This is a genomic window from Pseudomonas sp. 24 E 13 (assembly GCF_900004715.1).
GTDB lineage: Bacteria > Pseudomonadota > Gammaproteobacteria > Pseudomonadales > Pseudomonadaceae > Aquipseudomonas > Aquipseudomonas orientalis_A.
The window spans coordinates 58,884-84,348 of the sequence record NZ_CVTO01000109.1; the positions used below are offsets into that span (position 1 = coordinate 58,884).

Here is a 25,465-nt window from a genome sequence, read left to right on the forward strand (position 1 = left end):
AGTATCGTTAGCCACCACAGCTGGATAAACTGCGAATTACTGCAATTACTTTAAACCAGGACTTGATAATGGATCTGTTCCAGGCCATGTCGGTGTACGTGAAAGTCGTCGAGACCGGCAGCATGACCGCCGCCGCGCACGAGTGCGGGATGTCGACCACCATGGTCGGCAACCATCTGCGGGCGCTGGAGCAACGACTGGGCGTCAGTTTGCTCAAACGCACCACCCGCAAACAGAACCTTACCGAATTTGGCGGGCAGTATTATCAGCGCTGTCTGGAAGTGCTGGGGCTGGTGGCCGACTCCGAGCTGCTGGCGGAGCAGATTCACAGCGAAGCCCCCAAAGGCAGCCTGCGTATCACCGCCCCGCCCGTGTTCGGCACCGAACGTCTCGTGCCGGCCTTGAGCGAGTTTTCCCAGCGCTACCCGCTGATCGACCTGTACGTGGTGCTGAGCAATGAGCGGATGGACCTGGTCGACAGCGGCTTCGACGTGGCGATCCGTCTCGGCGAACTGGAAACCTCCAGCGTGATCGCCAGGCCCCTGCAGGCCTACACCCTCACCCTCTGCGCGTCCCCTGCGTACCTGGCGCGGCGTGGCACGCCGCAGACTCCGGCTGACCTGCAGCAACACGACTGCCTGGCCTTCGCCTACCCTGCCACCGACAACTGGCGCGACACCGACAAACTGTGGCGCATGACCGGGGACGCGGGCGAGGTAGAGGTGCCGGTGGCCGGCTCATTGACCATCAACAGCTCCCAGGGCTTGCGCCAGGCGGCGGTAAACGGCATGGGCATCATCATGCTGGCGGATGCCCTGGTGCAACCGGACCTGGAGAGCGGCAAGCTGGTCGCCTTGCTGACCGGCTACAAACTGCCCAGCCGGCCCATGCACCTGCTGTATCGCCAGGACCGTTATCGCCTGCCCAAGCTGCGGGCCTTCGTCGATTTTGTCATGGAGAAATGGGCGCGCTAGAACGCCACGCCCCGTTCACGCAGATGCGCGGCGGTGCGCTCGGCCGACACGTGGTGGATGCCCTGCCAGCCAAGGGCGATGGCCGCGTCGACATTGCCGACGACATCATCAATGAACACCACCTCATTGGGCTGGATGTCCGGCAGATGGGCACGGATCCGCGTAAGACTGGCCTGGTAGATCGCCGGGTCCGGCTTGATCAGTTTCAATTGGCCGGAGACGACGATATCGCGGAACAATTGCAGGAACGGGTAGCGTTCAAGGGCATAGGGAAAGGTTTGCGCCGACCAGTTGGTCAGCCCGAACAACGGCATATTGGCCTGATGCAACGCGGTGAGAATCGCAACCCCTTCCGGCAACGCACCACGCAACATTTCGTGCCAGCGCGCGTAGTAAGCCTCGATCAAGGCCCGGTGTTCAGGATGTTGGGCAATCAGGCTGCGGGTGCCTTCAACCAGGGTTCGGCCGGCATCCTGCTCGGTGTTCCAGGCCTGGGTGCAGATATTCTCGAGAAACCATTGCCGTTCCTGCTCGTCGGCAATCAGCTTGCGATACAGATGCTGCGGGCTCCAGTCAAACAACACGCCACCGAAATCAAACACTACCGCCCGGATCGTCATGGGTTTGCTCTCGTTTGCACAATGAGTGGGGCAGTCTGGCATGCGCAGGACCCGCAGCAGAAGGCAAGCACGCGTAGGATCGTTCTGAAAATTCACCAAACCTCTGCGTAAGGAGCCAATCTCTTTTACTGTCAGCCCTATCAAGGAGAACAGTGACTGAACGGAATCATCCCGCACTGCCGCTAGACGTGACGTAGAGGTATTCCGATGAAAACCAGAACTCTCAGTGTTACATCACCCTCCGCACTCAGCATGGAAGCCTTGCACCGCAAACAGTCCCTTCAGAAAAACGCAGGTGCCGGAAAATCCGACAGCCTGCACACCCCCCTGATCGAGCGGGTAAAAGAGCAAACAGGAATAGTTTCAAGCCACATAGAACCCTTGCAACAGATCGCGGCGACCACCAACTCCATCATCGGCATACGCCCAGTCGAGTCCGTGGCTACCGGACTGATAGAAGCCGGACACCCCACCAAGGATTTTCACATCAAGAGCAAAAGTGCCAACTGGGGGCCGCAGGCCGGTCTGATCTGTATCGACCAGGCCTTCAGCAAGCTGGAGGGCACGCCGGAAAAAGTCGCTGGCGCCAACGTGCAGATCCTGGATTGTGTCGCGCAAGGCCATGCAGTCCCGATCCCGCTGAAACTCTCGCGCGGCCGCCTTAACGAATTGGTGAAGCTGGGCGCTATCACTGAGCTGTCTGCAAAAGACGCCAACGGTACGCTGCACCTCAGCGCCCAAGGGCCGAGCGGGCAACGCTATACGTTTCAAGCCCGTTGCGCTTCGCCCGCCGCCGACACCTATCTGATCACCCACCAGGACAAGCCGCTTGAAGTGCTGGCCAAGCAGGCAGAGGGCAAGCCTTTGACCGCCGACTACGATCTGCATATGGTCGCGCCGCACCTGAGTGACTTCGGGGCCCAGGATAAGCTCCCCGTATCGGGTGTCGCGCACAGCGTGTTCAAGGAACGAATCAGTGGGTACAAAAAGGTACCGCAAGAACTGCACGCGGACTTTAAAAGCGCGGACAGTTTCTATCAGAAAGAAGATCCCCATCTCGGCAATGCAACTGCGCGACTGCAGCAGATGATAAACATCATCAACCGCAAACTGGTGGGTGATGCGGAGCCAGTGGTTCACCACAGTGCGGATTCAGGCAACCCGTTCACGGACGTGAGCGCAAATTACCCGGTGACCTTTTTCCTGCCGGCGAAACTGGGCAGATTCGATGAAATCAGCATCATCTGTAACGCTCGGGAAATGGCCGAATTCATTAACACCGCCAAGGACAGCGGCTATCATTTGCCGTTGAATCCACTCTGGGAGAAAGAAGTGGTCGAGGTGCGACGGCCTGACTTCATCCGCGCGCAAAACCTTATTCAACTCAAACTCGGGCGAACAGCAGCCTGATCACTTTGTGATCCAGGCCGCTGCCAATCACATCATTTACGCCTGGACCAGACCGTTGATCTTGACGGTCGGGTTCACGTCCGCGTCGTAGTCCACGCCATCGACTTCAAAACCGAACAAGCGCAGGAACTCAGCCTTGTAGCCGGCAAAATCGCTGATCTCGTTGACGTTGTCGTCGGTGACCTGGTTCCACAGCGCCGCCACGGCGTCCTGGACCTTTGGCTCCAACTCGGCCAGGTCGGCACGCAGGCGACCGTCGGCATCCAGCTTTGGCTCGCTGCCGTAGAGGCTGTCCTTGAACAGGCCATAGACCTGCTCGATGCAGCCTTCGTGAGTGCCCTGCTCTTTCATGACCTTGAACAGCAGCGACAGGTACAGCGGCATGATCGGGATTGCCGAGCTTGCCTGGGTGACCACGGCCTTGAGCACCGACACACGGGCGTCGCCCTTGAGTGCAGCGAGGTTTTCGCGCAGGGTCAGGACTTTCTTATCCAGGTCCTTCTTGGCTTCGCCGATGGAACCGTTCCAGTAGATGTCCTGGGTCAGCTTTTCGCCGAGGTAAGTGAACGCGGTGGTCTTGGCGCCTTCGGCCAGTACGTCGGCGTCGCGCAGGGCATCGATCCACAGCTGCCAGTCTTCGCCGCCCATCACTTTCACGGTGCCGTCGATTTCCTCCTGGGTCGCCGGTTCCAGCGTCGTGTCGACCACCACGCCCTTGTCGGTGTTGATCCCACGCAGGGTCACAGCCTTGCCGATCGGCTTGAGGGTGGAGGTGTGCACCACGCCTTGCGGGTCGGTACGGCGTGGCGCGGCCAGGCTGTAGACCACCAGGTCGATCTTGCCCAGGTCTTTCTTGATGGTGTCGATGGTCAGGCGCTTGATCTCGTCGGAGAACGCGTCGCCGTTGATGCTCTTGGCGTACAGGCCCTTTTGCACGGCAAACTTCTCGAACGCCGCGCTGTTGTACCAGCCGGCGGAGCTCAGCTTGCCTTCTTCGCCTTCTTTCTCAAAAAACACGCCCAGGGTGTCGGCGCCGCAGCCAAACGCAGCACTGATGCGCGCGGCCAGGCCGTAGCCGGTGGAAGCACCGAGGACCAGCACCTTCTTGGGGCCGCCTTCGATTACGCCGTTTTGGGTGACGTACTCGATCTGCTCCTTGACGTTCGCTTCACAGCCAACAGGGTGAGCGGTCACACAGATAAAGCCACGAACCCGCGGTTTGATGATCATAAAAATTCTGCCTCTTCCAAGGTGCCGAAGGCCAATGGTGGCCATTCAACTTCAATCGTACCGGTCTATGACGCCTGAAAAACCGAAGCGTCACGATAGACGCAAATCTTCCGTTCTCAAAATTCAATCCACCCACCCTGACAACCGTTACAAACGGTGCACCGCGTTAACACTTTTCGAACTATTTAAAACGCCCAAGCACGGCAGAAACCCCTATCATGACGATATTGTTTCATTATGTTTCAAGTTTGGAGCCAGGTTTCATGAGCAAAAATGCTGTCGGCAAAAAGCTGGTGTCCCTCGCCTGGGTCGTCGGCGTTCTGCTGTTGATCTACTGTTTCCCGCGTACTTGCCTGATGTTTCTGCTGCTGGTGCTGTTCTGCGGTGTTTATGATTTTTTGCGCAACGGCCTCTACGACCGCGGCACCATCAAGAAATATTTCGTCGGCAACGGCCGCAATACCTGGGTGCTGGCACCGTTCAACACCCTGCTCGATCTGTTGAGCAAGCGCAATCGGCATGTCTACACCATGCAAGACCTGCCGACGGCCTGGCGCGAAGACCTGCAACAGGTCATTAACGACGCCATGGCCCGCAAGGAAGAAATCATCGGTTACCTGGACGCACGCATGGCCGAGAAGAAACGCGGCATGCTGTTTTTCCAGTGGTACGGTCGCCCCATCGAAACCACCCTGGACATCCCGCAACTGCGCAAGAAACGGCCATTCGTGAAGACCATCGGCGTGTCGGTGTTCAACGAGAACCGCTCGACATCGTTCCACTTCGGCCCCCTGCGCATGATGTTCCGCGTGCTCTACAACATGGCGCCGGCGCCGCACCATGAAGGCGTGTATATCCAGGTGGGCAAGCACAAGCACTATTGGCACGACGACCCGCTGTTTATCTTTGATGACACGCTGATGCATGCGTCTTTCAACAAGAACGATGCAAAACGTTACTGCCTGTTCATTGATATCGTGCGGCCAACCCGGGTGCCCTCCGTGCTTAACGCCGTGATCGCCGGTTTTGCCAGCCTGGTATTTACCCTGCGTCGAGTTTTCTACAAAAACTGGAAGCTGATCCAGTAAGTTCTGCGGCATGATGGTGCTGGACGGTATTTGCGCTCGGCCTTGCGCCTGAGGTAAATAACCCTCTCGTGCGACCGTATACGGCGCCCATCATTCTCAAGCCACCGCGCCTGTCGTGGATGCGGTGGCTGTGCTTTCAAGGAATCAGAATGCCCCAACGTCAAGTCATCAACGCCGCCGTCAGCCCCAAGGGCAGCCTCGAAACCCTGTCACAACGTGAAGTCCAGCAACTGAGTGAAGCCGGCAGCGGCAGCGTCTACGCCCTGTTCCGCCAGTGCGCCCTGGCGATCCTCAACACCGGCGCGCATATCGATAACGCCAAGACCATCCTTGATGCCTACAAAGACTTTGAAGTGCGCATCCACCAGCAAGACCGCGGCGTACGCCTGGAACTGCTTAACGCGCCCGCCGACGCCTTCGTCGATGGCGAGATGATCGCCAGCACGCGCGAAATGCTGTTCAGCGCCTTGCGTGACATCGTCTACACCGAGAATGAGCTGGACAGCCAGCGCATCGACCTGAGCAACTCCCAGGGCATCACTGACTACGTGTTCCACCTGCTGCGCAACGCCCGTACGCTGCGCGCGGGTGTCGAGCCCAAGATCGTGGTGTGCTGGGGTGGCCACTCGATCAACACCGAAGAATACAAATACACCAAGAAAGTCGGGCACGAGCTGGGCCTGCGCAGCCTTGACGTATGCACCGGCTGCGGCCCCGGCGTGATGAAAGGGCCGATGAAAGGCGCGACCATTTCCCACGCCAAACAACGCATCACCGGTGGCCGCTACCTGGGCCTGACCGAGCCGGGCATCATCGCTGCCGAAGCGCCCAACCCGATCGTCAACGAGCTGGTGATCCTGCCGGACATCGAGAAACGCCTGGAAGCCTTCGTGCGTGTCGGCCACGGCGTCATCATCTTCCCCGGCGGCGCCGGCACCGCTGAGGAATTCCTCTACCTGCTGGGCATCCTGATGCACCCGGACAACCGCGACCTGCCGTTCCCGGTGGTGCTGACCGGGCCCAAGCATGCGGCCCCTTACCTGGAACAACTGCACGCGTTCGTCGGGGCTACCCTCGGCGAAGCGGCGCAGAAGCATTACCAGATCATCATCGACGATCCGGCCGAAGTCGCGCGCCAGATGACGCTGGGCCTCAAGGCCGTGAAGCAGTTCCGACGCGAGCGCAACGACGCGTTCCACTTCAACTGGCTGTTGAAGATCGACGAAGGTTTCCAGCGCCCCTTCGACCCGACCCACGAAAACATGGCCAGCCTGCAACTGAGCCATGCGCTGCCGCCCCATGAACTGGCGGCCAACCTGCGTCGCGCGTTTTCGGGGATCGTGGCAGGTAACGTGAAGGACAAGGGCATTCGCCTGATCGAAGAAAACGGGCCGTACGAGATTCACGGTGACCCGGCGATCATGAAACCGCTGGACGAGCTGCTTAAAGCGTTTGTCGCCCAGCACCGCATGAAGCTGCCGGGCGGCGCGGCGTATGTGCCGTGCTATCGCGTGGTGCAGTGAGCGGGCGCGGTCGGTCATAGTTTGTATCGGTTTGGCCCATGGCCAAAGGTGTGGGGATTGAGAGTCCGAGCTAGGGTTTGAGGACGACTCACCACACCTGCGAGCCACCTATGGACCAACGGATATTGTCCTCCATCATTCCTTACCCTAAGGTAAGGAATATCACGATGGAGAGCTTCACTATGGCGACCGCCACACTGACTTCAAAAGGGCAAATCACCATCCCCGTCCAGGTGAGGACAGCCCTCGGCCTGGAAACAGGCGACCGGGTGGAATTCGTCGAAATGGAAGACGGCAAGTTTTCCATGATCGCCGCCAGTAAAACCGTCACCGACCTCAAGGGACTGATCAGCAAGCCTGCCACTGCTGTGTCCATCGAGGACATGAACCAGGCCATCGCGGCCCGGGGAGCAAACGCCGGATGATCGGCCTGGATACCAACGTGCTGGTGCGCTACGTCACCCAGGACGATCCCATGCAGTCAGCCAAGGCGTCCAGATTGATAGAATCACTCACCGCTACATCACCGGGTTTTGTCAGCCTGGTGACCGTTGTGGAGTTGGTGTGGGTCCTGCAGTCCTGCTATGCGTCGGCCAAAAGCGATGTGGTGATGGTGCTGGAAACCCTGCTGCACACTCGCGAGCTCACGGTTGAGCGCGCCGATATCATCTGGCAAGCCCTGCGCAAGTTCGTGGCGAACACGGCAGACTTTGCCGACTGCCTGATCGAACGCTGCGCCCATGCGGCGGGTTGCGAATACACCGCCACCTTCGACCTCAATGCGGTCAAGGCGACGGGTATGAAACGTATCGGCTAGGCCGTCGTTTGCAGGAGAGGACGCTCGGTCAACGAATCCAGCCACCGACCTGCCAGTGATACCCGTCATTGCGCTGTACCCAATGCGGATGCACATAACGATATCCCTCGCGCACCGGTTCCCAGTGGCCGTGCACCGCCACATAGCGCCCGCCTTGCCAGCGCCAGTAACCGCGTGACCAGATATAACCTTCGCGTACCGGTGGTTCGACTTCGATCACCTGTACGGGCGGCGGCTGCGGTGCAACAACTTCTACATACTCATGTTGTACCGGTCTGCGCTCATGCACGACACGCTCTTGCACACACCCGGATGCTGCGACGACTACCGCCGCCATTGCCGCATAACGTAGCAACATACAAAACCCTCGGGCCTAATCGCCCCGCATCTGTATCAGTAAGAAATCCCCCTTTGTTGCAACCAGGCCTCCTGCTTGGGCATGGTTTATTTTTAACAGGAGATGTCTGTCAGATTGCTGAACCCACCGGCCTCAAGACGTGCACTCGACGGTCGGTCGCTTCAGGCGCAATAAAACCAGCCCGGCAATGACCACGACGATGCCGGCGTAGGTCGAGGCATGAATCCTGTCGCCGAACATCAACGCCGCCCATACGAGGGTGACCGGAGGCTCCAGGTAGACCAACGCGGCAACTTGGGTGGCCGTCATCACACGCAGCAGCTGCCACAGGCTCAAGTAAGCGGCAAAGGTGGAAAACACCGTCAACCACACAATCGAAACCAGTACGTCGGTGTCATGGGGAATGCTCAAGGTATCGGTGTACAGCACAGCGCCGGTGAAACCGATCAGGCTCAGCAGCGATTGGATAAACAGCGGTATGAGCAAACCGACATTCTCGCTCTGCACCGAACGACGTTCGTACAGCGTCGCCAGGGTCAGCCCCAGCGCCGAGACCAGTGGCAACCCGTACATGGCCAGGCTTACCTCGGTTGCGCTATGGCTGTACTGCCCGGCGATCACAATTGCCACGCCCGCAAAGCTGATCACGAGCCCCACCCATTGCCAACCGCCGCTGCGCTCGGTGGCGCTGCCCGTCGACAATGCTGCGGTCATCAACGGCTGCATCGCCGCGATGATTGCCGCAATGCCTGGCGGCAAACCGTTCTGGATCGCCACATAGAGGCAGCTCAGGTACAGAAACTGCGACAGGCAACCGATCACCGCGTAGTGGCGGATCTGCGCCCATGAAACCTTTAACAACCTGACGTTCAGGAACAGCCCCAGGCACAGCGATACCAACAGGAATCGCCAGAACAGCAGGTTGAACGCACCGCCTTCCTGAGTGCCGAGCTTGGCGCCGATATAGCCCGAACTCCATGACAGGACAAACGCCCCTTGCAACAGCAGCAATCCCAGGGTTGATCGCTTCATGCGGCCCTCCAGCCTTAGTCGATTGACTTCAAGGCTAGGGACAGGAGACTCTTCTGTATATTTGAATAACCTGCACCATCAATCCGTAAAAGTCGAACCATGGCCAAACAGCTGAATATCGATCTACTGCGTACCTTCCATGCCGTCGCGCGCTTTGGTCGCTTCAACGAAGCGGCCGAACATGTGCACCGTAGCGCTTCCACCGTAACCACGCAGATTCAGAAACTGGAAGACCAGGTCGGCCAGCGCCTGTTCAGCCGCAGCAACCAGGGCGTGGAGCTGACGCTGTACGGCAGAAAACTGCTGGACGAAACCAGCGAATTTCTCAAAAGCCACGACCGCCTTCTGATCGCCCTGATGCCCCAGCGCATGCAGGGCAAGATCCGCCTGGGTGTGCCCGACACTTACGCGCCCGCCTTCATCCAGGCATTTGTACCACGACTGATCGCCGACAATCCGCTGCTTGAGCTGGAAATCGAAGCGCGCACCAGTGGCGAACTGCTGAGCCTGTTCACGGCAAACCAACTGGACCTGGCAATCACCGTCAGCGCACGGCCGCTGGCACAGGGTGAGCGCCTGGGCTCGGTGCAACCGCTATGGGTGGCAGCCGAGCAGTTCAGTTCTCCGCCAAACGCGCCGCTGCCCATCACCGTGCCCATCGCTGGTTGCCCGTATCGAGCGGCGGCGTTACAGGCGCTGAAAGATCACGGGGTTTACCATCGCGTACTGCTGGAAAGCCCCAACTCATCGGCAGTAGAGGCTTGCGTGCGCAGCGGCGTGGCCGTGGGCCTGATGGAGGAAAGCCGCATGGGCGAAGGGCTGAGACACATCACGCAACTGCCGGCCCTCCCCGCCCAGCATCTGTATCTGCTGTGCGACACCGCTAATGCACTGGCGCTGCATCTGTACGAGCAAGTCAGGCACTTCAGGGTCTGAACGCCGCACACAAAAAAGCCCGCTGACCGTTACCGGTTCAGCGGGCTTTTGCTTAAGCCTTACTTACAGCGCCAGATCAGACGCCGGCTTGCTCGGCTCAGCCGCAGGCTTGGCAGCCTCGGTGGCCTGTGGAGCAGCCAGTTGCGGGATCGCTGGCGGTGGCGTCAGTTGCAGCACACCGGCCGTGTAGGCCCATTCCTTGGCGACCGCTTCAGGGCTTTCGTTCAGCTTGGTGCCGTAGCTTGGCACGATCTGGTGCAGTTTTTCCTGCCAGGCCGGGCTTGCTACCTTGTCCTTGAAGACTTTTTGCAGCACGGTCAGCATGATCGGCGCTGCGGTCGACGCGCCTGGCGAGGCACCCAACAGGCCGGCAATGGAGTTGTCGGCGGAGCTGACCACTTCGGTACCGAGTTTCAGCACGCCGCCCTGCTCTTCGTCACGCTTGATGATCTGCACACGCTGGCCGGCTTGCCACAGGCGCCAGTCGGACTGCTTGGCGTTCGGGAAGTATTCCTGCAGCGCCTTGAAGCGGTCGTCATCGGACAGCATCAGTTGGCCGGCGAGGTACTCGACCAGCGGGTATTCACGAATACCGACCTTGGTCATCGGCCAGATGTTGTGGGTGGTGGTGCTGGTCAGCAGGTCCAGGTACGAGCCTTCCTTGAGGAACTTGGTCGAGAAGGTGGCGAATGGGCCAAACAGAATCACGCGCTTGCCATCCAGCACGCGGGTGTCCAGGTGCGGAACCGACATCGGTGGCGAACCCACCGAAGCCTTGCCGTAGGCCTTGGCCAGGTGCTGCTCGGCGACGGTTGGGTTATCGGTCACCAGGAACGAGCCGCCAACCGGGAAGCCGGCGTATTCCTTGGCTTCAGGAATGCCCGACTTTTGCAGCAGGTGCAGGGCACCGCCGCCGGCGCCGATGAACACGAACTTGGCGTCGGTTTCAGTCTTGGTGCCGTCTTTGAGGTTTTTGTAGCTCACACGCCACGAACCGTCGTCGTTGCGGGTGATGTCCTGCACTTCGCTCGACAGTTTCAGGTCGAACTTGGGGGTGGTTTGCAGGTGGGCAACGAACTGGCGGGTGATTTCGCCAAAGTTCACGTCGGTGCCGATCGGGCTCCAGGTGGCCGCGATTTTCTGGTTGGGGTCACGCCCTTCCATCATCAGCGGGACCCACTTGGCGATCTGCGCCGGGTCTTCGGAGTACTGCATGCCGGCGAACAGCGGGCTCGCCTTCAGCGCTTCGTAACGTTTTTTCAGGAACTTGATGTTGTCATCGCCCCACACAAAGCTCATGTGCGGTGTGGAGTTGATGAACGAACGCGGGTTCTTCAACACGCCCTGCTGGACCTGCCAGGACCAGAACTGACGGGAGATCTGGAACGCTTCGTTGATCTCGACCGCTTTAGGGATCTCAACGTTGCCGTTCTTGTCTTCCGGGGTGTAGTTCAGCTCGGCCAAGGCCGAGTGACCGGTACCGGCGTTGTTCCAGCCGTTGGAGCTTTCTTCGGCCACGCCATCGAGGCGCTCGACCATCTCCATCGACCAGTCCGGTTCCAGCTCATTGAGCCAGACACCCAGGGTCGCACTCATGATGCCGCCGCCGATCAGCAGCACATCGACTTTCTTTGCCTCTTCCGCGTGAACGGACGTGATCCCCATCGACAAAGCCAGCCCCAGCAGGGCAGTGTTTACTTTTTTAAACATCAGTAGCACCTATGATAAAACGCCATCCGCCCCACCGCCCCTGATTGTTCAAGGCTGCAGGGTGGGCACACAAGGCCGATGGATCGACCTCACTGTTATGTCCCTTCTGCGCTGACTTCTTATCATTATTGGCTTCAGCTACCTGGGCGACAGCCAATCGCTGGGACGTATACGGGTGTACGCACCAAGGAAAGCCTAGACCAGGACGGCGCGCAGAATATCACGCCAAACAGCGTTTATGCGCCGTTTGGCCGATTGACACCGCTAAATCGCGGCTTTTATTGCGCACGTGTCAAGACTGCCAGCCGCGACCTGGGGTCACAGGCCCGGAACTCTCGCGCTCGAGGCTGTTCTAGACACCTTCACAGTCGCCTGCGTAGCATCGGCGATTGTCTTTCGTGCACCTCATCCAAACAGAGCGATCCATGTCTATCCAGCAAACACCCGGGCACCTGCTGCCCGCGCGCAGCGCCGCCAAAATGGAAGCGGCGATGGCCGTGGGCGCGTTCGCCATCGGCACCGGCGAATTCGCCATCATGGGCCTGATGCCCGACATCGCCCAGAACCTGGGCTTGAGCGAACCGCAAGTCGGCCACGCCATCAGCGCCTACGCCCTCGGCGTGATGGTCGGCGCCCCGCTGCTGGCCATCCTCGGCGCCAAGCTGCTGCGCAAACACATGCTGCTGTTGCTGATGGGCCTCTACGCCCTGGGCAACTTCGCCACCGCCTTCACCCCCACCTTCGGCTCGCTGGTGGCCTTCCGCTTTATCAGCGGCCTGCCCCACGGCGCCTACTTCGGCATCGCCGCCGTGGTCGCCTCCAGCATGGTGCCCACCGACAAACGCGCCGGCGCGGTGGCCCGCGTCATGATGGGCCTGACCCTGGCCATGCTGCTGGGCAACCCCATCGCCACCTTCCTCGGCCAGCACCTGGGCTGGCGCTCGGCGTTCGCCCTGGTCAGCGTGATCGCCCTGCTCACCATCGCCCTGGTCTGGCAATTCGTGCCCCACCGCCACGACGAAGAACGCAGCGACCCGCGCAAAGAACTGCGCGCCTTCACCAAACCTCAAGTCTGGATGGCCCTGTCCATCGGCGCGATCGGCTTCGCCGGCATGTTCTGCGTATTCAGCTACCTGGCGCCGACCATGCTGGAAGTGACCAAAGTGTCGCCGCAGTGGATTCCATTCGGCCTGGCAGCATTTGGCGTGGGTGGCATCATCGGCAACATTGCCGGCGGCAAGCTGTTTGATCGCCTGCAATTTCGGGCCGTGGGTTGGATCATGGTGTGGTCGATGGCCGTGCTGATTTTCTTCACCTTCGCTGCCAGCTCACTGTGGAGCGTACTGCTGGGCATCGGCCTGGTCGGCACCATGATCGCCATGGCCGCGCCGCTGCAAATCCGCCTGATGGACATCGCCCACGAAGCCCCAAGCCTCGCGGCAGCCTCCAACCACGCAGCGTTCAACCTGGCGAACGCGCTGGGCCCTTGGCTTGGCGGCATGGCGATTACAGCCGGGCTCGGCTGGACAAGCACCGGCTACATCGGCGCGGTAACAGCCCTCATCGGCCTGGGCCTCTACCTGATCGCCCGCCGCATGAAGGGCGGCAACTAACGCCGCCGGTTTTGCGCCGATCACAGTTCCAATGTGGGAGGGGGCTTGCCCCCGATAGCAATGGGTCAGTCAACACACCACTGACTGCCCCACCACCCCATCAATCATCACGCAACAACCCCGAACCATACTCCCCATAACTACTCCCCAGCCCACTGCCACCAAAATTCATCTTGGCGGCTTTGCTGGGGCTGTGGTCCCCAAACGCCTGGCATCCACCTGAAAAGCACGGGTCACTGCTCACGGCGGATGAAGATGAACAAGCGCTCAACAGCAACGTGCCGGTGATCATTGCGACTTTTACGAGGTTTGAAATCATGGTTGCAATTCCCTGTGAGCTGGAGGCGCGGGGGTCCTCGCTTGCAGGGAATCGTAGACCTCAACGGCGCGGGGAATTATGAAACTTTGCTGGGGGACAGGATGGGTTCAGGTTGCCGCCTTGGCGTAAGGCGGCGGGGTTGGTTGTCAGGCTTTGACTGGTTTGCTAACAGGCGCAACTTGCTCCTGGGCTCGGTCAACGAGTAGCGAACTCAACTCGATCAACTGCTGAATGCCCAGGGCGATGGCGCGCTGAGAGTCGTCGAGGTCGAACGCCAGGGTGGCGGCCATTTCGTTGGCGGATGCTAGGTTTTCGGCGGCGTTGGCCAGGAGGGTTTCGGGGTCGAGGGTTGGGTTGACGAGAAAGAGGTTATTGCTTGGATGTTCGGTGGAGGCAGCGTCGTCGGATGGGGGCAAGTGATGGCTGATTGCTCGCTGGGCTGCGGCTTGAAGCTTGGGATCGGCGGAAGATGCGCTTTGATCAAGTGAAGAACTGCGTGTGTTGTAGTGCATGGGCGAAGCTCCAAATATTTATGGGAGTTAAAACGCCTTAGCAGTTCGGACTTCCACCTCCGGCCGCTGGGTTTGCAGCGGCTCGAGGAGGTTAGCTATGAGAGGTCTGACGAGCAAGCCGATAACTAGGTGGGAAAAATCCTAAAAGCAACCAACCAGTTCGCAACGAAGCTTAGTGCTCCTCCTAAATTCACCATTAGTGGGATTAAATCGCTATTAATCACCACAAGCTTCTCGAATTGCCAAAACAATGGGGGAAGATATCAAAATGACATCAAATTTTCCGCACAAATTAATCCGGTGACTCATGGAAGAAAAAACAATCTACCCAGCATCCACTATCGATACGTGATTTTGATTCTCCTCTCAATATCAGTATTTTTAATGACAGACAGATGGACTGAAAGAGGCGATTTCACACAATATTTGAGCAACGCCGCAACCATGACTTCGTTACTACTGGATGTAGTACCCATTTTCCATTCATTTATATCAAACAGCAATATGCCCAACAGTCTCGGAAGCGTAAGTGAAGTATCTAAAGACGTGGGAAAAGTGGGCGAGAAAATTGCCGAGCACCACCAAAACTCAGGAGAATTAATTGTAGCTGGTGCGAAAAGCGCTCAAGCATTCGAAGAGGTCTCAAGGGAGATAACAGGTAACCTCCAAAACTTTCATGTTTTATTAAAAGACATGGACAGCAAAAACATTGCAATGCGCGCACTAATGGAGGGTATTCCAAGTAAGTTCAGCCAACTCGAGGCAAGATTCAACCAAGTTGCTGACAGCGTTGAAAAACAGGAACAGGTGGCGGCCCCTCCCGGACAAGCTAATCAATGGAACTTAACCATGTTCGTGTCAAGATCGAGAGACGCTGAAAACTTCATTACCTACGCGTGCATTCTTCATGCCGAGCAAGATAAAATCTTGGATGTTCAGAAGGTATGTGAAATTTTAGAATTTGGAAATGCAGCTGTTCTCAACTCATTTATCCGATGCCTTGACTCAGCAGATTTAATAACCCTTATAACATCTGAAACAGGCAATATGACATATCATGTCTCCACAGATACCGATGTAAAGGCGGGCGACTATGCAGAACTAATAGTTGAAGACATAAAAAAGCACCACACCAATAAAAAAGCTGAGGAGCTGTTTAAATCACTTGACAACCTCAAAGATTATGCCTTTCAGCGAAATTAAAATATCACTTACCACCTTTCTCTTAGGCAATATCAAACAAGAGCAGAAACGGAACAAATATATTTACAGCTCGTCGAGAACTTATTAGTATGCAAAAAAAGCCGCCTTACCGGCGGCTAATTGTTTTGGGAACGATCTCTGGCGACTACGCCTTCAGCTCATCTGGCGTATGCGTCTTGAGCCAATCAGCCAAGGCTGCGTTCATTCGCGTTTGCCAGCCCGGCCCAGAAGCCCTGAATTTCTCCAGCACCTCAGCATCAAAACGAACATTCACGTGTTCTTTAGTCGCTTCCGACTTTGGTCGGCCACGCTTTGGCTTAAGCATTTCCTTCGCCTGAGCGTTGCCAAACAACCCAACAAGCACTTCGCTGGCTGGTTTGGCCTTGGCAAAGTCCTCGGCCGACCATTCGGGGTTTGCCGTATCGACCATTTCAGGACTGGGTTTCTTGGTCATAATTTTTGATCTCCCGTTTGTTGGCTTTACGAAAGCTGATGACGTGGACCGCGTCACCCCGTGGGGTAAACACTACGACATGCAGCCGACCCCCTATGTACCCCATCGCCCGATAACGACACTCGCCGTAGTCAAATCGATCATCCTGCAGGATCAAGGCCGTGGACCACTCAAAGTCTCGCACCAACGCAAATGGAAGACTACGCTCTGAAACGTTGCGAGCGTCTTTGGCTGGATCATAGGTAATCTGCATAAATTATCGTAGCCACAATAAATAGCCAACACAAGGTTTACGTCAAAACCCTAACCGGCATGTGCTCCAGGTGTCACTGGAGATTAAGTAACTAGCCGTGAGAACCCGCCGAATACCTGACAAGCATCCCTGATAAACTGCTCGCCTTTCCGCACGCTAGCTCAGATCCCCAATGCCCCTACAGACCGCCCCACTCTCCCGCCGCTTCTCCGTCGCCCCCATGATGGACTGGACCGACCGCCACTGCCGGTTCTTCCTACGCCTGCTCTCCAAACACGCCCTGCTCTACACCGAAATGGTCACCACCGGCGCGATCCTCCATGGCGACCACGAGCGCTTCCTGCGCCACAACGAAGCCGAGCACCCGCTGGCGCTGCAATTGGGCGGCAGTGTTCCGGCTGATTTGGCCGCCTGTGCCCGTATGGCCGAAGCCGCCGGTTATGACGAAGTGAACCTGAACGTCGGCTGCCCCAGTGATCGGGTGCAGAACAACATGATCGGCGCAATCCTCATGGCGCACCCTGCCCTGGTGGCGGACTGTGTGAAGGCGATGCGCGATGCGGTGTCGATTCCGGTGACGGTGAAGCACCGTATCGGCATCAATGGGCGGGACAGTTATGCCGAGTTGTGTGATTTCGTCGGGACGGTGAAGGACGCCGGTTGTACCAGTTTTACCGTGCATGCGCGGATTGCGATTCTGGAGGGGTTGTCGCCTAAGGAGAACCGCGACATTCCGCCGTTGCGTTATGACATTGCGGCGCAGTTGAAGCGGGACTTTCCGGCGTTGGAGATCAATCTCAATGGCGGCATCAAGACGTTGGAGCAGTGCCAGGAGCATTTGCAGACGTTTGATGGGGTGATGCTGGGGCGGGAGGCTTATCACAATCCGTATCTGTTGGCGGAGGTGGACCAGCGGTTGTTTGGCAGTGAAGCGCCGGTGATCAGCCGGGCGGAGGCGTTGGCGCAGTTGCGGCCTTATATCGCTGAGCATTTGGCCAGTGGTGGGACGATGCATCACATTACTCGGCATGTGTTGGGGCTGGGCACCGGTTTCCCGGGGGCGCGCAAGTTCAGGCAGTTGTTGTCGGTGGATATTCATAAGGCGGCGGATCCGTTGGCGTTGTTGGATCAGGCGGGGGAATTGTTGGAGGGGCGGTGACTGGTTGGCTTGCAGGGGGTCAGGTAGTTTTGGGTTGACGGATATATTGCTATCGGGGGCAAGCCCCCTCCCACATTGGGTGCCGTGTGTGTCAGGGGAGGTATCGGTGGCTGTGGAGGCGCTATCGGGCAGTTGGGTTGAACCTGCCATCGATTCTGGCCTCCTATTGAGCAGTACGGCCGGTATTTAACGGCTGTTTTCAGGTTGTTGCCCCGCGCAAACGACCGAACGCATTTGCGCCCTTGAGCGCCTGCCAGCGCTCGGGTAATGTCATCAGACCCACAGGACAGAGCACGCCCATGACTTCCAAGCTGGAACAACTCAAGCAATTCACCACCGTCGTAGCCGATACCGGCGATTTTTCTACCCTCGCCAAGCTCAAGCCGCAAGATGCGACCACCAACCCTTCCCTGTTGCTCAAGGCTGCGTCGATCGCAGGCTATGCCAAGCTGCTGGATGAGTGTGTGCAGGACTGCAACGGCGACGTTGGCCTGGCCAGTGACCGCTTTGCCGTGGCGGTGGGTCAAGAGATTCTCAAAGTCGTACCGGGCCGTATTTCCACTGAGGTGGATGCCCGTCTGTCGTTCGACGAAGACGCGATTCTCAAGCGTGCGCACCGTCTGATCGATCTGTACGACAAAGCCGGCGTTGGCCGTGACCGTGTGCTGATCAAGATCGCTTCCACCTGGGAAGGCATCCGCGCCGCCGAGAAGCTGGAAAAAGAAGGCATCCAGACCAACCTGACCCTGCTGTTCTCCTTCGCCCAGGCCGTGGCCTGCGCTGAAGCGGGTGTGTTCCTGATTTCGCCGTTCGTGGGCCGTATCTACGATTGGTACAAGAAGGCCAACGGCAACGACTACACCGGTTCCGATGACCCGGGCGTGCAGTCGGTGACGCGCATCTACAACTACTACAAGGCCAACGGCTACAAGACGGTGGTGATGGGTGCGAGCTTCCGTAACCTGAGCCAGATCGAGGAGCTGGCCGGGTGTGATCGTCTGACCATCAGCCCGGACCTGCTGGAGAAGCTGGCGGCGGATGAAGGCAAGCTGGAGCGCAAGTTGTCGCCGGGCCATGCCGGTGAAGCGCGGGTGCATATGACTGAAGCGCAGTTCCGTTGGGAGTCCAACGAGGATGCGATGGCGACTGAGAAGCTGGCAGAGGGGATTCGTCAGTTTGCTCGGGATCAGGAGAAGCTTGAAGCGTTGTTGACTGCCAAGTTGTAAGACGGACGGCGACAAAAAGGGCGGCACTCTCGCGGGTGCCGCCCTTTTTTGTGAAAGCCAGTCTCAAGCCAGTCGCAGATTAAATGTGGGAGGGGGCTTGCCCCCGATGGCGGTGGGTCAGTTGTGTATTTACTGACTGACACACCGCTATCGGGGGCAAGCCCCCTCCCACATTTGAGCGCATTTCAATTGGGGATCAGTGGCGCTCGAGAGCGTTAACGAGGTCGTGGAAGGCTTCGCGGTTGGACTCGTTCAGGCCCATCAGGATCTTGTGTGCTTCAAGCACCTTGATCCGCACGATTTCCTCGGACTGGTCCTGCGACGGCAGGTCGGTCAGGCATTCCGGGCAGGGGATCGGGCGGTCAACGATGTTGAACACCTGGTCAAAACCCATGGACTGCAGCAGACGGGTAATGTCTTCGTGGGTGGTGACCACGGTCGGCAACAGGCCGACCTTCTGCCGCGACAGAATGGACAATTTGGCCAACAGGCCCAGGGTGGTGCTGTCGATGCTGCGGGTTTCGGTCAGATCGATCACGATCGCCGAGAAGTTCAGCGCTGTGAAGATCCGCTCGATCGTCGCATCCAGCGCCGAACACAGGGTCAGGCGCACTTCACCGACAAACTTCAGGACGAAAGTCCCGTCTTGCTCGGCGAATTGGATTCTTCCGGTACTCATCAAAGATTCCTGCTCAACACCAATAGGGCGATATCATCCGGCATCTCCCCTAGCGTGGCCAATCCAAAAACCTGCCGCAGACCATCCAGGCTGCCGCCCGCCGACTTGACCTTTTGGGGCAAGGCGGCTTCTTTCTCTTTAAGTGTAGGCTCTGGAAGGAGGTCCAGGATGCCGTCGGACATCAGCGTCAGGCTGAAGGTCGGCGGCAGTTCCAGGATGTGGTCTTCATAGGTGGCTTCATTGAACAAGCCCACCGGCAGGCCACGCCCTTCCAGGTAACGCACACTGTCAGGAGTGTACAGAACAGGCATCGGCAGGTGACCGCCAATGCTGTAGGTCAAAAGACCGGTTTCTTCATCGATCACGCCGCCAACCATCGTCACGTGCTTGCCCAGCTTGCAGCTGATCAGGCCCCGGTTGATGTGGCCCAGCACCTCGGAGGGGGTGAATTCCGGCAAGGTGCCATTGCGCTTGGATTCGAACAACAACCGCGTGGTCATGAACTTCAACAACACGGTGACAAACGCAGAGGATGCACCGTGGCCGGACACGTCGGCCAGGTAGAACGCCACGCGCCGCTCATCCACACGGAAATAGTCGACAAAATCCCCCGACAGGTACAACGACGGGATGATCTGGTGCGCGAACTGGAAATCGTCGATGGTCCAGGGGCTCACCGGCAGCATGTTCATCTGCACCTGGCGACCGGCGTTCTGGTCTTCCTGGAGCAGGTTCAGGCTGGCTTCGAGCTCGCGGTTGGCAGTTTCGAGCTTTTCGCGGTAGCGCTGGTTTTCCTGGAGCAGGCGGGCACGGTCCAGGGCGCGACGCACCGAGTGTTCCAGCACCGCCAGGTCTTCCAGGGGCTTGATCAGGTAATCGGCGGCGCCCAGGCGCAAGGCTTCAACGGCGTCATTCATGACCCCGGCACCGGACACGACAATCACCGGTGTCTGCGGAGCACGCTCGGTCACCTGGCGAATCAGTTCGAGGCCGCCCATCTGGGGCATGCGCAGGTCGCAGATCACGAGGTCGGGCTGGTCGCGCTCGAATACCTGGAGACCCTGTTGGCCGTTGCCGGCCTGCAGGACGCTGAAGCCACTGTCTTCCAAATAGGCCGCGAGGCTCGCGCGCACTACTTCGTCGTCATCGATTATCAGCAGCGTGGCACTGGTTTTTTGCATGTGGGCAAACGGCGCCAGAATTAGGTTGGCGTAGGTGGCTCGACAATGGCCGGACTCACGTACTGGATTCGCTTTCTAGCCTCTCTGTCCTACAAAGCATTGGGATTTACCCCATGCACAACCGTAAAGCAGAGGTGCCCTTCTAAGGCGCAGACGGTACTCCCATCCGTGAGGGGTTTCAAGCTCATGCCGATGGTCGCCGAACGTCTTTACACGGCAAATCACCGGGAGTTATAAGAACGCTCATGACCACAACCCAAAGTAAGGATGGATGCTGTGAGCGAACATGAGCGCGACTACGCGGAAAAACGCGACTTCATCCGCATGCGGGTGGATGCCGATGTGTCCTTGATCCACGCCGGGCAGGAAATTGCAGGGGTCTGCCTGGACCTTTCCAGCTCCGGCATGCAGGTGCAGGCACCTCGCCAGTTCAGCGTCGGTGACTTGCTTACCGTGCGCATCGATTCGGAGCACGCCGCACTCAGGGGTCTTGAGGCTGATACCGAGGTGGTGTGGGCCAAGGCCGTAGGCGATGAGCAGCAGCTGGGCCTGAAGATTTTGAAAATGCGCTGATCAGCGCGCACAAAAAAGGCGACCGTTCAAAGGTCGCCTTTTTCATTTCAAAACGTCACAGCTTAAAAGTCGTCGACAACCTTGCCGTCCTTGACCTTGAACTCACGGTTCTGCAGGTAAGCGTTACGGATGAAGGTGTACTTGTCGCCGCTGATCAGCTTTTCGCTGTCGAGCAGGCTGGCGCGGGCGTCGACCACATTCAGGCCAAAGGTGCTGTTGCGCCAGCCGATATCGTTCATGTAGCGGTACGGTTGGGTGTAGCTGTCCACGTATTTGGACGGCGCATCACGCAAGGTGCTTGGTCCCATCAACGGGATCATCACGTAGGGACCGCTGCCGACGCCCCAGTAGCCGAGGGTCTGGCCGAAGTCTTCATCGCTGCGCTGCAGCCCCATTTTGGTGCCGACATCGATAAAGCCCAGCACGCCGAACGTGGTGTTGACCAGCAGGCGGGCCGTGTCGACGCCAGCGTTGTGCGGCTTGAGCTGCAACACGTTGTTGGCCAGGTTGCCGACATCGCCGATGTTGCGGAAGAAGTTGTGAATGCCGTCCTGCACAAATTGCGGGGTGACGAACTGATAGCCCTGGGCGATTGGCTTGAGGGCATAGGTATCAACGGTGTCGTTGAAGGTGAAGATCGGGCGGTTGACGCTTTCCCATGGATCATCTTCTGTCGCGGCCTGGGCGGCGAACGGTGCCATTAGGACGGTGGCACACACCGACAACTGAGCGAAGTACTGGCTCCAGCGCATAGCTTTTGCTCCTTGAATAGTCTGTCATGGGCGCTATGCCCTGAATAAGGCGGCCAGTATATGACGGAAGTGTGGATTTAGGCAGTCGCAAGGAAACGACTTTCACAATTTGGACAAAATTCCTACAAATACGCGCCGATGTCATCCACCTGTCATGCCGCCCCGATAGCGTTGCAGCTATTTCAGGGACGTTCAGATGCCACATGCCGAAATCGCCGCCGCCACTGCCCCCGCGTTGACTGCCGTGTTGTTTGGCCTGAGTGGCTGCCTGGTGGATTTCGGTTCCCAGGCCCGGCGCGACTCACCCCCCCCCGACTCCCAGGCCACACCCGGCGCACTGAAAATCCTGCGCAGCCTGAAGGAGCAAGGCGTGCCCTGCGCCTGGCTGGATGAACTGCCGCCGTCTGTCACTACGCCACTGGCCGCGACCCTGCCCGCGTGGATCAAGGCCGCCTCCCCCTCCACCATCCGCTGGCCGGCGCCCCACGCCTGCTGGCAAGCCTTGATGGAACTGAACATCGATCGCCTGGACGGCTGCGTGCTGGTCAGCGGCGAACCGCGCCTGCTGCAATCGGGCTTGAACGCCGGGCTGTGGACCATCGGCCTGGCCTCCTGCGGCTCGCTGTGCGGCGTGGCGCCGGAGCAATGGCAGGCGCTGAGCGAAAAGGAACGCGAGCACAAGCGCGGCAAGGCCACCGTGGCCCTCTATGGATTAGGCGTGCACTCGGTGATCGACCACCTCGGTGAGCTCGACACCTGCCTGGCCGATATCCGCCTGCGCCGCCTCAAAGGCGAGAAGCCCTGACAAGGATCATGCACAGTGGGCGCCGGTGGATTAATCTACACGTCAGTTCGTAGACCTTTCCCGGCGTGCCGCGGTCTATGCCAGTGCCTATCGATAAAAGGAAAGAATGTCATGCCTGATCGCAAAAAACTGGAAGAACAGGTCGAGATCCTGCGCGGGCAGCTGGAACAGGAACCGCCGCTGCCGGAAGAAAAACGCGAAGCGCTGGAAGCCTTGATCGCCAAGTTTGAAGTGCAACTTGAACTGGAGCCGGCTACCCAGTCGCCCAGCATTTCCGACGACGTGAATCAAGCGGCCATAGAGTTCGACGCTGAACACCCGGTCATTTCCGGGACATTGCGCAACATCATGATCACCTTGGGCAACATCGGCATCTAACCTGCCCGCGAGCCTAGCGCAGATCCAAAATGTGGGAGGGGGCTTGCCCCCGATAGCGGAGTGTCAGTCACAGCACCTGTGTCTGACCCCCTGCAATCGGGGGCAAGCCCCCTCCCACATTGGGTTTTGTGTGCAGGCTTACTGGCGCGCCAGGCGTACGTTCTGGAACACCACATCCTCGGTGCTGCGATACGGGTTGATGTCCAGCCCACCCCGGCGCACATACCGTGCGTACACGGTCAGTTTCTGCGGCTTGAGCAAGCGCTGCAGGTCCAGGAAGATGCGCTCCACGCACTGTTCGTGGAAGTCCGAGTGCTGACGGAAGCTCACCAGGTACGCCAACAGGCTGGCGTGATCCAGCGCCGCACCCCGGTACTCCACCACCACACTGCCCCAATCGGGCTGGCTGGTGACCGGGCAGTTGGATTTGAGCAGGTGGCTGTGCACGCTCTCTTCCACCTCACGCGAGTCATCACAGCGCAACAGTTCCGGGCGCGGATGTTCGTAGCTGCTGACGTTGATATCCAGGTCATCGATGCATACGCCCGGCAACGCCATCACGCCTTGCGCCTCGATTTCGGCCAGGCTGCGGATGCGCACGCTGACCGGCTTGCCGGCGGCGGCGCTGAGGTCGTTGCGCAGGGTTTCTTCCAGAGCATGGGTGTCGGCGAACGCGGTCTGGTTCAACGAATTGAGGTACAGCTTGAAGGACTTGGACTCGATGATGTTCGGCGAGTCGGCCGGGATGCTGAACTCACCGATGGCCACCACCGGCTTACCGGACGGCAGCAACCAGGACAGTTCGAAGCAGTTCCAGAAATCCACACCCGTGTAGGGCAGGGTCTCGGCGCTCAGGCCCAGTTCGGCCCACTTGGCCGCGCGAGGGATCGGGAACAGCAACGAAGGGGTGTACGTGGAGATGTATTCACTGGACTTGCCCAGCGGCGAATGTTCGGCTGCGGGATGCATGGCGGAAACCTGGCTAAATAAACCGCGCCAGTCTACCAGCCTTTGCTCCCGCCCTTAAGGAACGCCTTACTCAACGGTCAGCGTGCCGACCATGCCCGCCTGGTAATGACCGGGAAGATTGCAGGCGAACTCAAGCCCTGTGGCCCTGGTAAAGGTCCAGGTCAGCTCGGCGGTTTTGCAGGGCTCGACCAGCACACTGTTGGGGTCATCGTGCTTCATCGCGCCATGCTCCATTTTACTGTGGTCCATGGCCCCCATACCGGTCGCCGTGAGCATGCCGCTGGCCTGCATCTGCAACATTTCCTTCTGATGTTCGGCGTGCATGGCCGCGTCGCCAAGGTTGAACTCATGCAGCAACCGGCCTTTATTGACCAACACAAAACGGACCGTCTCACCGGCCTTGACGTCGAGGGACTTGGGTGAAAAGGCCATGTCCTGCAAGGTCACTTCGACTGTGCGTGTGGCTTTGTCAGCCGCAGCGGGCTGGCCGAACGCATAGGTGTGGGCCGCATCGGCCATGGCATCGACGCTCAGCGCCAACAGGCAGCCCGCCACAAATAAAGGTGTACGCAACGCCATCTTTCACTCTCCACAATGGGTGACTCGCTGAGGGAGCACTTTAAGATGGCCACGCTGCCAGCCAACTGACTGCTAGATTACAACTTTGTCAGGTTGCCCCCTTACCCTTGAGCCCAAGGTATAAAGCCCGGCGCCCACCGTTGCCACGAGCCGCCCATGAAACTGCTGATTGTCGAAGACCAACCCAAAACCGGCCACTATCTGCGCCAGGGCCTGGCCGAGGCCGGGTTTACCACCGAGTTGGTGGCCGACGGCACCAGTGGCCAGCACCTGGCGCTGACCGGCGACTATGACTTGCTGATCCTCGACGTGATGCTGCCAGGTCGTGATGGCTGGCAAATCCTGCAAGCGGTGCGCAGCGCCGGCCTGGAGATGCCGGTGTTGTTTCTTACCGCACGCGACGCGGTGGAGGATCGCGTGCACGGCCTGGAGCTGGGCGCCGACGATTACCTGGTCAAGCCCTTCGCCTTCTCCGAGCTGCTCGCCCGCGTGCGCAGCCTGTTACGGCGTGGTGGCAGCACGCCGCAGGACACCCACCTGCAACTGGCCGACCTGCGCCTGGACCTGATCCGCCGCCGCGTCGAACGCAGCGGCCAGCGTATCGACCTCACCGCCAAGGAGTTTTCCCTGCTGGAACTGCTGCTGCGCCGCCAGGGCGAAGTGCTGCCCAAGTCGCTGATCGCCTCGCAGGTGTGGGACATGAATTTCGACAGTGACACCAACATCATCGAAGTGGCGATCCGCCGCCTGCGCCTGAAAGTCGACGATGCCTTTCCCAACAAGCTGATCCACACGGTGCGCGGCATGGGCTATGTACTGGAGGAGCGCTTCACGTGATCCAGCGCCTGTCCCTCGCCAGCCGCCTGGCACTGCTGTTTGCCGCGTGCACCGCCGTGGTTTCGCTGCTCGCCGGCGTGTTGTTCAACCACGCCAGCGAGGCGCACTTTATCGAGCTGGACCAGCAGCAATTGGACAGCCGGCTGGTGACGCTGCGCAACACGTTGCAGGGTGTCGACTCGCCGCAAGCCTTCGCCCGGCGCGAACCCCAATTGCGCGCCGACCTCAACCATCAACCCGACCTCACCTTGCGCATCAGCGCGGCCGGCCAGCGC

Annotated in this window: 29 protein-coding genes and 1 pseudogene; 16 read left to right on the forward strand and 14 right to left on the reverse strand. The window is 58.9% G+C overall.

Features of this window, described 5'->3' with window-relative positions; translation table 11 throughout:
• The first annotated feature begins 68 nt into the window (after positions 1 to 68).
• A complete protein-coding gene (locus tag BFP90_RS10680; protein WP_065896638.1) occupies positions 69 to 974 on the forward strand; it encodes a LysR family transcriptional regulator in 906 nt (301 codons plus the stop codon).
• On the opposite strand, the gene BFP90_RS10685 is transcribed toward BFP90_RS10680, so the two are convergent.
• Positions 971 to 1,594 (reverse strand): HAD family hydrolase, encoded by a 624-nt coding sequence (locus tag BFP90_RS10685; RefSeq protein ID WP_065896639.1) that lies wholly within the window; start codon positions 1,592 to 1,594, stop codon positions 971 to 973. The genes BFP90_RS10680 and BFP90_RS10685 overlap by 4 nt on opposite strands.
• A gap of 207 nt (positions 1,595 to 1,801) precedes the next feature.
• Here BFP90_RS10685 and BFP90_RS10690 point away from each other — a divergent pair, with 207 nt between their 5' ends.
• Complete coding sequence (locus BFP90_RS10690; protein ID WP_083203215.1) at positions 1,802 to 3,004, forward strand: anthrax toxin-like adenylyl cyclase domain-containing protein; 1,203 nt, start codon at positions 1,802 to 1,804, stop codon at positions 3,002 to 3,004.
• A 36-nt stretch (positions 3,005 to 3,040) separates the two neighbouring features.
• Here BFP90_RS10690 and fabV read toward each other — a convergent pair whose 3' ends face one another.
• Positions 3,041 to 4,234, reverse strand: a complete 1,194-nt coding sequence (gene fabV / locus BFP90_RS10695; protein WP_065886389.1) for an enoyl-ACP reductase FabV — start codon at positions 4,232 to 4,234, stop codon at positions 3,041 to 3,043.
• A 263-nt stretch (positions 4,235 to 4,497) separates the two neighbouring features.
• Between fabV and BFP90_RS10700 the strand changes: the two genes are divergently transcribed.
• The 4 genes from BFP90_RS10700 to BFP90_RS10715 all read left to right on the forward strand — a co-directional run bounded on the left by BFP90_RS10700 (position 4,498) and on the right by BFP90_RS10715 (position 7,662).
• A complete protein-coding gene (locus BFP90_RS10700) occupies positions 4,498 to 5,322 on the forward strand; it encodes an aspartyl/asparaginyl beta-hydroxylase domain-containing protein (protein ID WP_065896640.1) in 825 nt (274 codons plus the stop codon).
• Positions 5,323 to 5,471: 149 nt separating this feature from the next.
• Positions 5,472 to 6,845, forward strand: a complete 1,374-nt coding sequence (gene ppnN / locus BFP90_RS10705) for a nucleotide 5'-monophosphate nucleosidase PpnN (protein WP_065893559.1) — start codon at positions 5,472 to 5,474, stop codon at positions 6,843 to 6,845.
• 167 nt (positions 6,846 to 7,012) lie between these two features.
• Positions 7,013 to 7,270 carry an AbrB/MazE/SpoVT family DNA-binding domain-containing protein gene (locus tag BFP90_RS10710; RefSeq protein WP_065893558.1) on the forward strand — a complete coding sequence of 86 codons (258 nt, stop codon included), beginning with the start codon at positions 7,013 to 7,015 and terminating at the stop codon, positions 7,268 to 7,270.
• The gene (locus BFP90_RS10715; protein WP_065893557.1) at positions 7,267 to 7,662 is read left to right on the forward strand and encodes a PIN domain-containing protein; all 396 of its coding nucleotides are present in this window, start codon (positions 7,267 to 7,269) and stop codon (positions 7,660 to 7,662) included. Before BFP90_RS10710 ends, BFP90_RS10715 begins: the two co-directional genes overlap by 4 nt.
• 28 nt (positions 7,663 to 7,690) lie before the next feature.
• Here the strand turns inward: BFP90_RS10715 and BFP90_RS10720 are convergent, their stop codons facing one another.
• Together BFP90_RS10720 and BFP90_RS10725 are read right to left on the reverse strand one after the other, a co-directional pair.
• Positions 7,691 to 8,020 (reverse strand): YXWGXW repeat-containing protein, encoded by a 330-nt coding sequence (locus BFP90_RS10720; protein WP_065886379.1) that lies wholly within the window; start codon positions 8,018 to 8,020, stop codon positions 7,691 to 7,693.
• A 132-nt stretch (positions 8,021 to 8,152) separates the two neighbouring features.
• Complete coding sequence (locus BFP90_RS10725) at positions 8,153 to 9,052, reverse strand: DMT family transporter (protein WP_065896641.1); 900 nt, start codon at positions 9,050 to 9,052, stop codon at positions 8,153 to 8,155.
• A 99-nt stretch (positions 9,053 to 9,151) separates the two neighbouring features.
• On the opposite strand from BFP90_RS10725, the gene BFP90_RS10730 reads away from it, so the two are divergent.
• Positions 9,152 to 9,988, forward strand: a complete 837-nt coding sequence (locus BFP90_RS10730; protein ID WP_065896642.1) for a LysR family transcriptional regulator — start codon at positions 9,152 to 9,154, stop codon at positions 9,986 to 9,988.
• A 63-nt stretch (positions 9,989 to 10,051) separates the two neighbouring features.
• Here BFP90_RS10730 and mqo read toward each other — a convergent pair whose 3' ends face one another.
• Positions 10,052 to 11,698 (reverse strand): malate dehydrogenase (quinone), encoded by a 1,647-nt coding sequence (gene mqo / locus BFP90_RS10735; RefSeq protein WP_065886373.1) that lies wholly within the window; start codon positions 11,696 to 11,698, stop codon positions 10,052 to 10,054.
• A 425-nt stretch (positions 11,699 to 12,123) separates the two neighbouring features.
• On the opposite strand from mqo, the gene BFP90_RS10740 reads away from it, so the two are divergent.
• Positions 12,124 to 13,311: an MFS transporter gene (locus BFP90_RS10740; protein ID WP_065896643.1), complete on the forward strand. Its 1,188-nt coding sequence runs from the start codon at positions 12,124 to 12,126 to the stop codon at positions 13,309 to 13,311.
• Between the two features lie 100 nt (positions 13,312 to 13,411).
• Here BFP90_RS10740 and BFP90_RS29140 read toward each other — a convergent pair whose 3' ends face one another.
• A complete protein-coding gene (locus tag BFP90_RS29140; RefSeq protein WP_083203216.1) occupies positions 13,412 to 13,630 on the reverse strand; it encodes a hypothetical protein in 219 nt (72 codons plus the stop codon).
• Positions 13,631 to 13,776: 146 nt separating this feature from the next.
• On the reverse strand, positions 13,777 to 14,142 hold the full coding sequence (locus tag BFP90_RS10745; protein WP_065893553.1) for a DUF6124 family protein: 366 nt from the start codon (positions 14,140 to 14,142) through the stop codon (positions 13,777 to 13,779).
• A gap of 129 nt (positions 14,143 to 14,271) precedes the next feature.
• Here BFP90_RS10745 and BFP90_RS28250 point away from each other — a divergent pair, with 129 nt between their 5' ends.
• A complete protein-coding gene (locus BFP90_RS28250) occupies positions 14,272 to 15,345 on the forward strand; it encodes a hypothetical protein (RefSeq protein WP_141688954.1) in 1,074 nt (357 codons plus the stop codon).
• Between the two features lie 145 nt (positions 15,346 to 15,490).
• Here the strand turns inward: BFP90_RS28250 and BFP90_RS10755 are convergent, their stop codons facing one another.
• Together BFP90_RS10755 and BFP90_RS29585 are read right to left on the reverse strand one after the other, a co-directional pair.
• On the reverse strand, positions 15,491 to 15,799 hold the full coding sequence (locus tag BFP90_RS10755; protein WP_065893551.1) for a BrnA antitoxin family protein: 309 nt from the start codon (positions 15,797 to 15,799) through the stop codon (positions 15,491 to 15,493).
• Positions 15,777 to 16,052, reverse strand: a complete 276-nt coding sequence (locus tag BFP90_RS29585) for a BrnT family toxin (protein ID WP_065896645.1) — start codon at positions 16,050 to 16,052, stop codon at positions 15,777 to 15,779. The genes BFP90_RS10755 and BFP90_RS29585 overlap by 23 nt, the downstream gene beginning before the upstream one ends.
• Positions 16,053 to 16,224: 172 nt before the next feature.
• On the opposite strand from BFP90_RS29585, the gene dusA reads away from it, so the two are divergent.
• Entirely contained in the window at positions 16,225 to 17,211 is a 987-nt protein-coding gene (gene dusA, locus BFP90_RS10765) for a tRNA dihydrouridine(20/20a) synthase DusA (RefSeq protein WP_065896646.1), read from the forward strand.
• Between the two features lie 299 nt (positions 17,212 to 17,510).
• Positions 17,511 to 18,437: a transaldolase gene (gene tal, locus BFP90_RS10770; RefSeq protein WP_065893548.1), complete on the forward strand. Its 927-nt coding sequence runs from the start codon at positions 17,511 to 17,513 to the stop codon at positions 18,435 to 18,437.
• A 196-nt stretch (positions 18,438 to 18,633) separates the two neighbouring features.
• On the opposite strand, the gene rssC is transcribed toward tal, so the two are convergent.
• Both rssC and rssB read right to left on the reverse strand, forming a co-directional pair.
• Entirely contained in the window at positions 18,634 to 19,116 is a 483-nt protein-coding gene (gene rssC / locus BFP90_RS10775) for an anti-sigma factor antagonist RssC (protein ID WP_017848891.1), read from the reverse strand.
• Positions 19,116 to 20,297: a two-component system response regulator RssB gene (rssB, locus tag BFP90_RS10780; RefSeq protein ID WP_057722957.1), complete on the reverse strand. Its 1,182-nt coding sequence runs from the start codon at positions 20,295 to 20,297 to the stop codon at positions 19,116 to 19,118. Before rssB ends, rssC begins: the two co-directional genes overlap by 1 nt.
• 276 nt (positions 20,298 to 20,573) lie before the next feature.
• Between rssB and BFP90_RS10785 the strand changes: the two genes are divergently transcribed.
• Positions 20,574 to 20,870, forward strand: coding sequence for a PilZ domain-containing protein (locus BFP90_RS10785; protein WP_065886361.1), 297 nt, complete (start codon positions 20,574 to 20,576; stop codon positions 20,868 to 20,870).
• A 62-nt stretch (positions 20,871 to 20,932) separates the two neighbouring features.
• Here BFP90_RS10785 and BFP90_RS10790 read toward each other — a convergent pair whose 3' ends face one another.
• Positions 20,933 to 21,571 carry an MlaA family lipoprotein gene (locus BFP90_RS10790; RefSeq protein ID WP_370671694.1) on the reverse strand — a complete coding sequence of 213 codons (639 nt, stop codon included), beginning with the start codon at positions 21,569 to 21,571 and terminating at the stop codon, positions 20,933 to 20,935.
• A 247-nt stretch (positions 21,572 to 21,818) separates the two neighbouring features.
• Here BFP90_RS10790 and BFP90_RS10795 point away from each other — a divergent pair, with 247 nt between their 5' ends.
• Both BFP90_RS10795 and BFP90_RS10800 read left to right on the forward strand, forming a co-directional pair.
• Entirely contained in the window at positions 21,819 to 22,427 is a 609-nt protein-coding gene (locus BFP90_RS10795; RefSeq protein WP_065896648.1) for a phosphatase, read from the forward strand.
• Positions 22,428 to 22,538: 111 nt separating this feature from the next.
• On the forward strand, positions 22,539 to 22,805 hold the full coding sequence (locus BFP90_RS10800; RefSeq protein ID WP_065886358.1) for a DUF4404 family protein: 267 nt from the start codon (positions 22,539 to 22,541) through the stop codon (positions 22,803 to 22,805).
• Between the two features lie 138 nt (positions 22,806 to 22,943).
• Here the strand turns inward: BFP90_RS10800 and queF are convergent, their stop codons facing one another.
• Positions 22,944 to 23,774, reverse strand: a complete 831-nt coding sequence (gene queF, locus BFP90_RS10805; RefSeq protein ID WP_065896649.1) for an NADPH-dependent 7-cyano-7-deazaguanine reductase QueF — start codon at positions 23,772 to 23,774, stop codon at positions 22,944 to 22,946.
• Positions 23,775 to 23,840: 66 nt separating this feature from the next.
• Positions 23,841 to 24,353: a copper-resistant cuproprotein CopI gene (locus BFP90_RS10810; RefSeq protein ID WP_065896650.1), complete on the reverse strand. Its 513-nt coding sequence runs from the start codon at positions 24,351 to 24,353 to the stop codon at positions 23,841 to 23,843.
• 156 nt (positions 24,354 to 24,509) lie between these two features.
• On the opposite strand from BFP90_RS10810, the gene BFP90_RS10815 reads away from it, so the two are divergent.
• Positions 24,510 to 25,190, forward strand: coding sequence for a heavy metal response regulator transcription factor (locus BFP90_RS10815; protein WP_065893543.1), 681 nt, complete (start codon positions 24,510 to 24,512; stop codon positions 25,188 to 25,190).
• Positions 25,187 to 25,465: pseudogene (locus tag BFP90_RS10820) on the forward strand (two-component sensor histidine kinase); the annotation flags it as partial. The gene BFP90_RS10815 and the pseudogene BFP90_RS10820, both read left to right, overlap by 4 nt.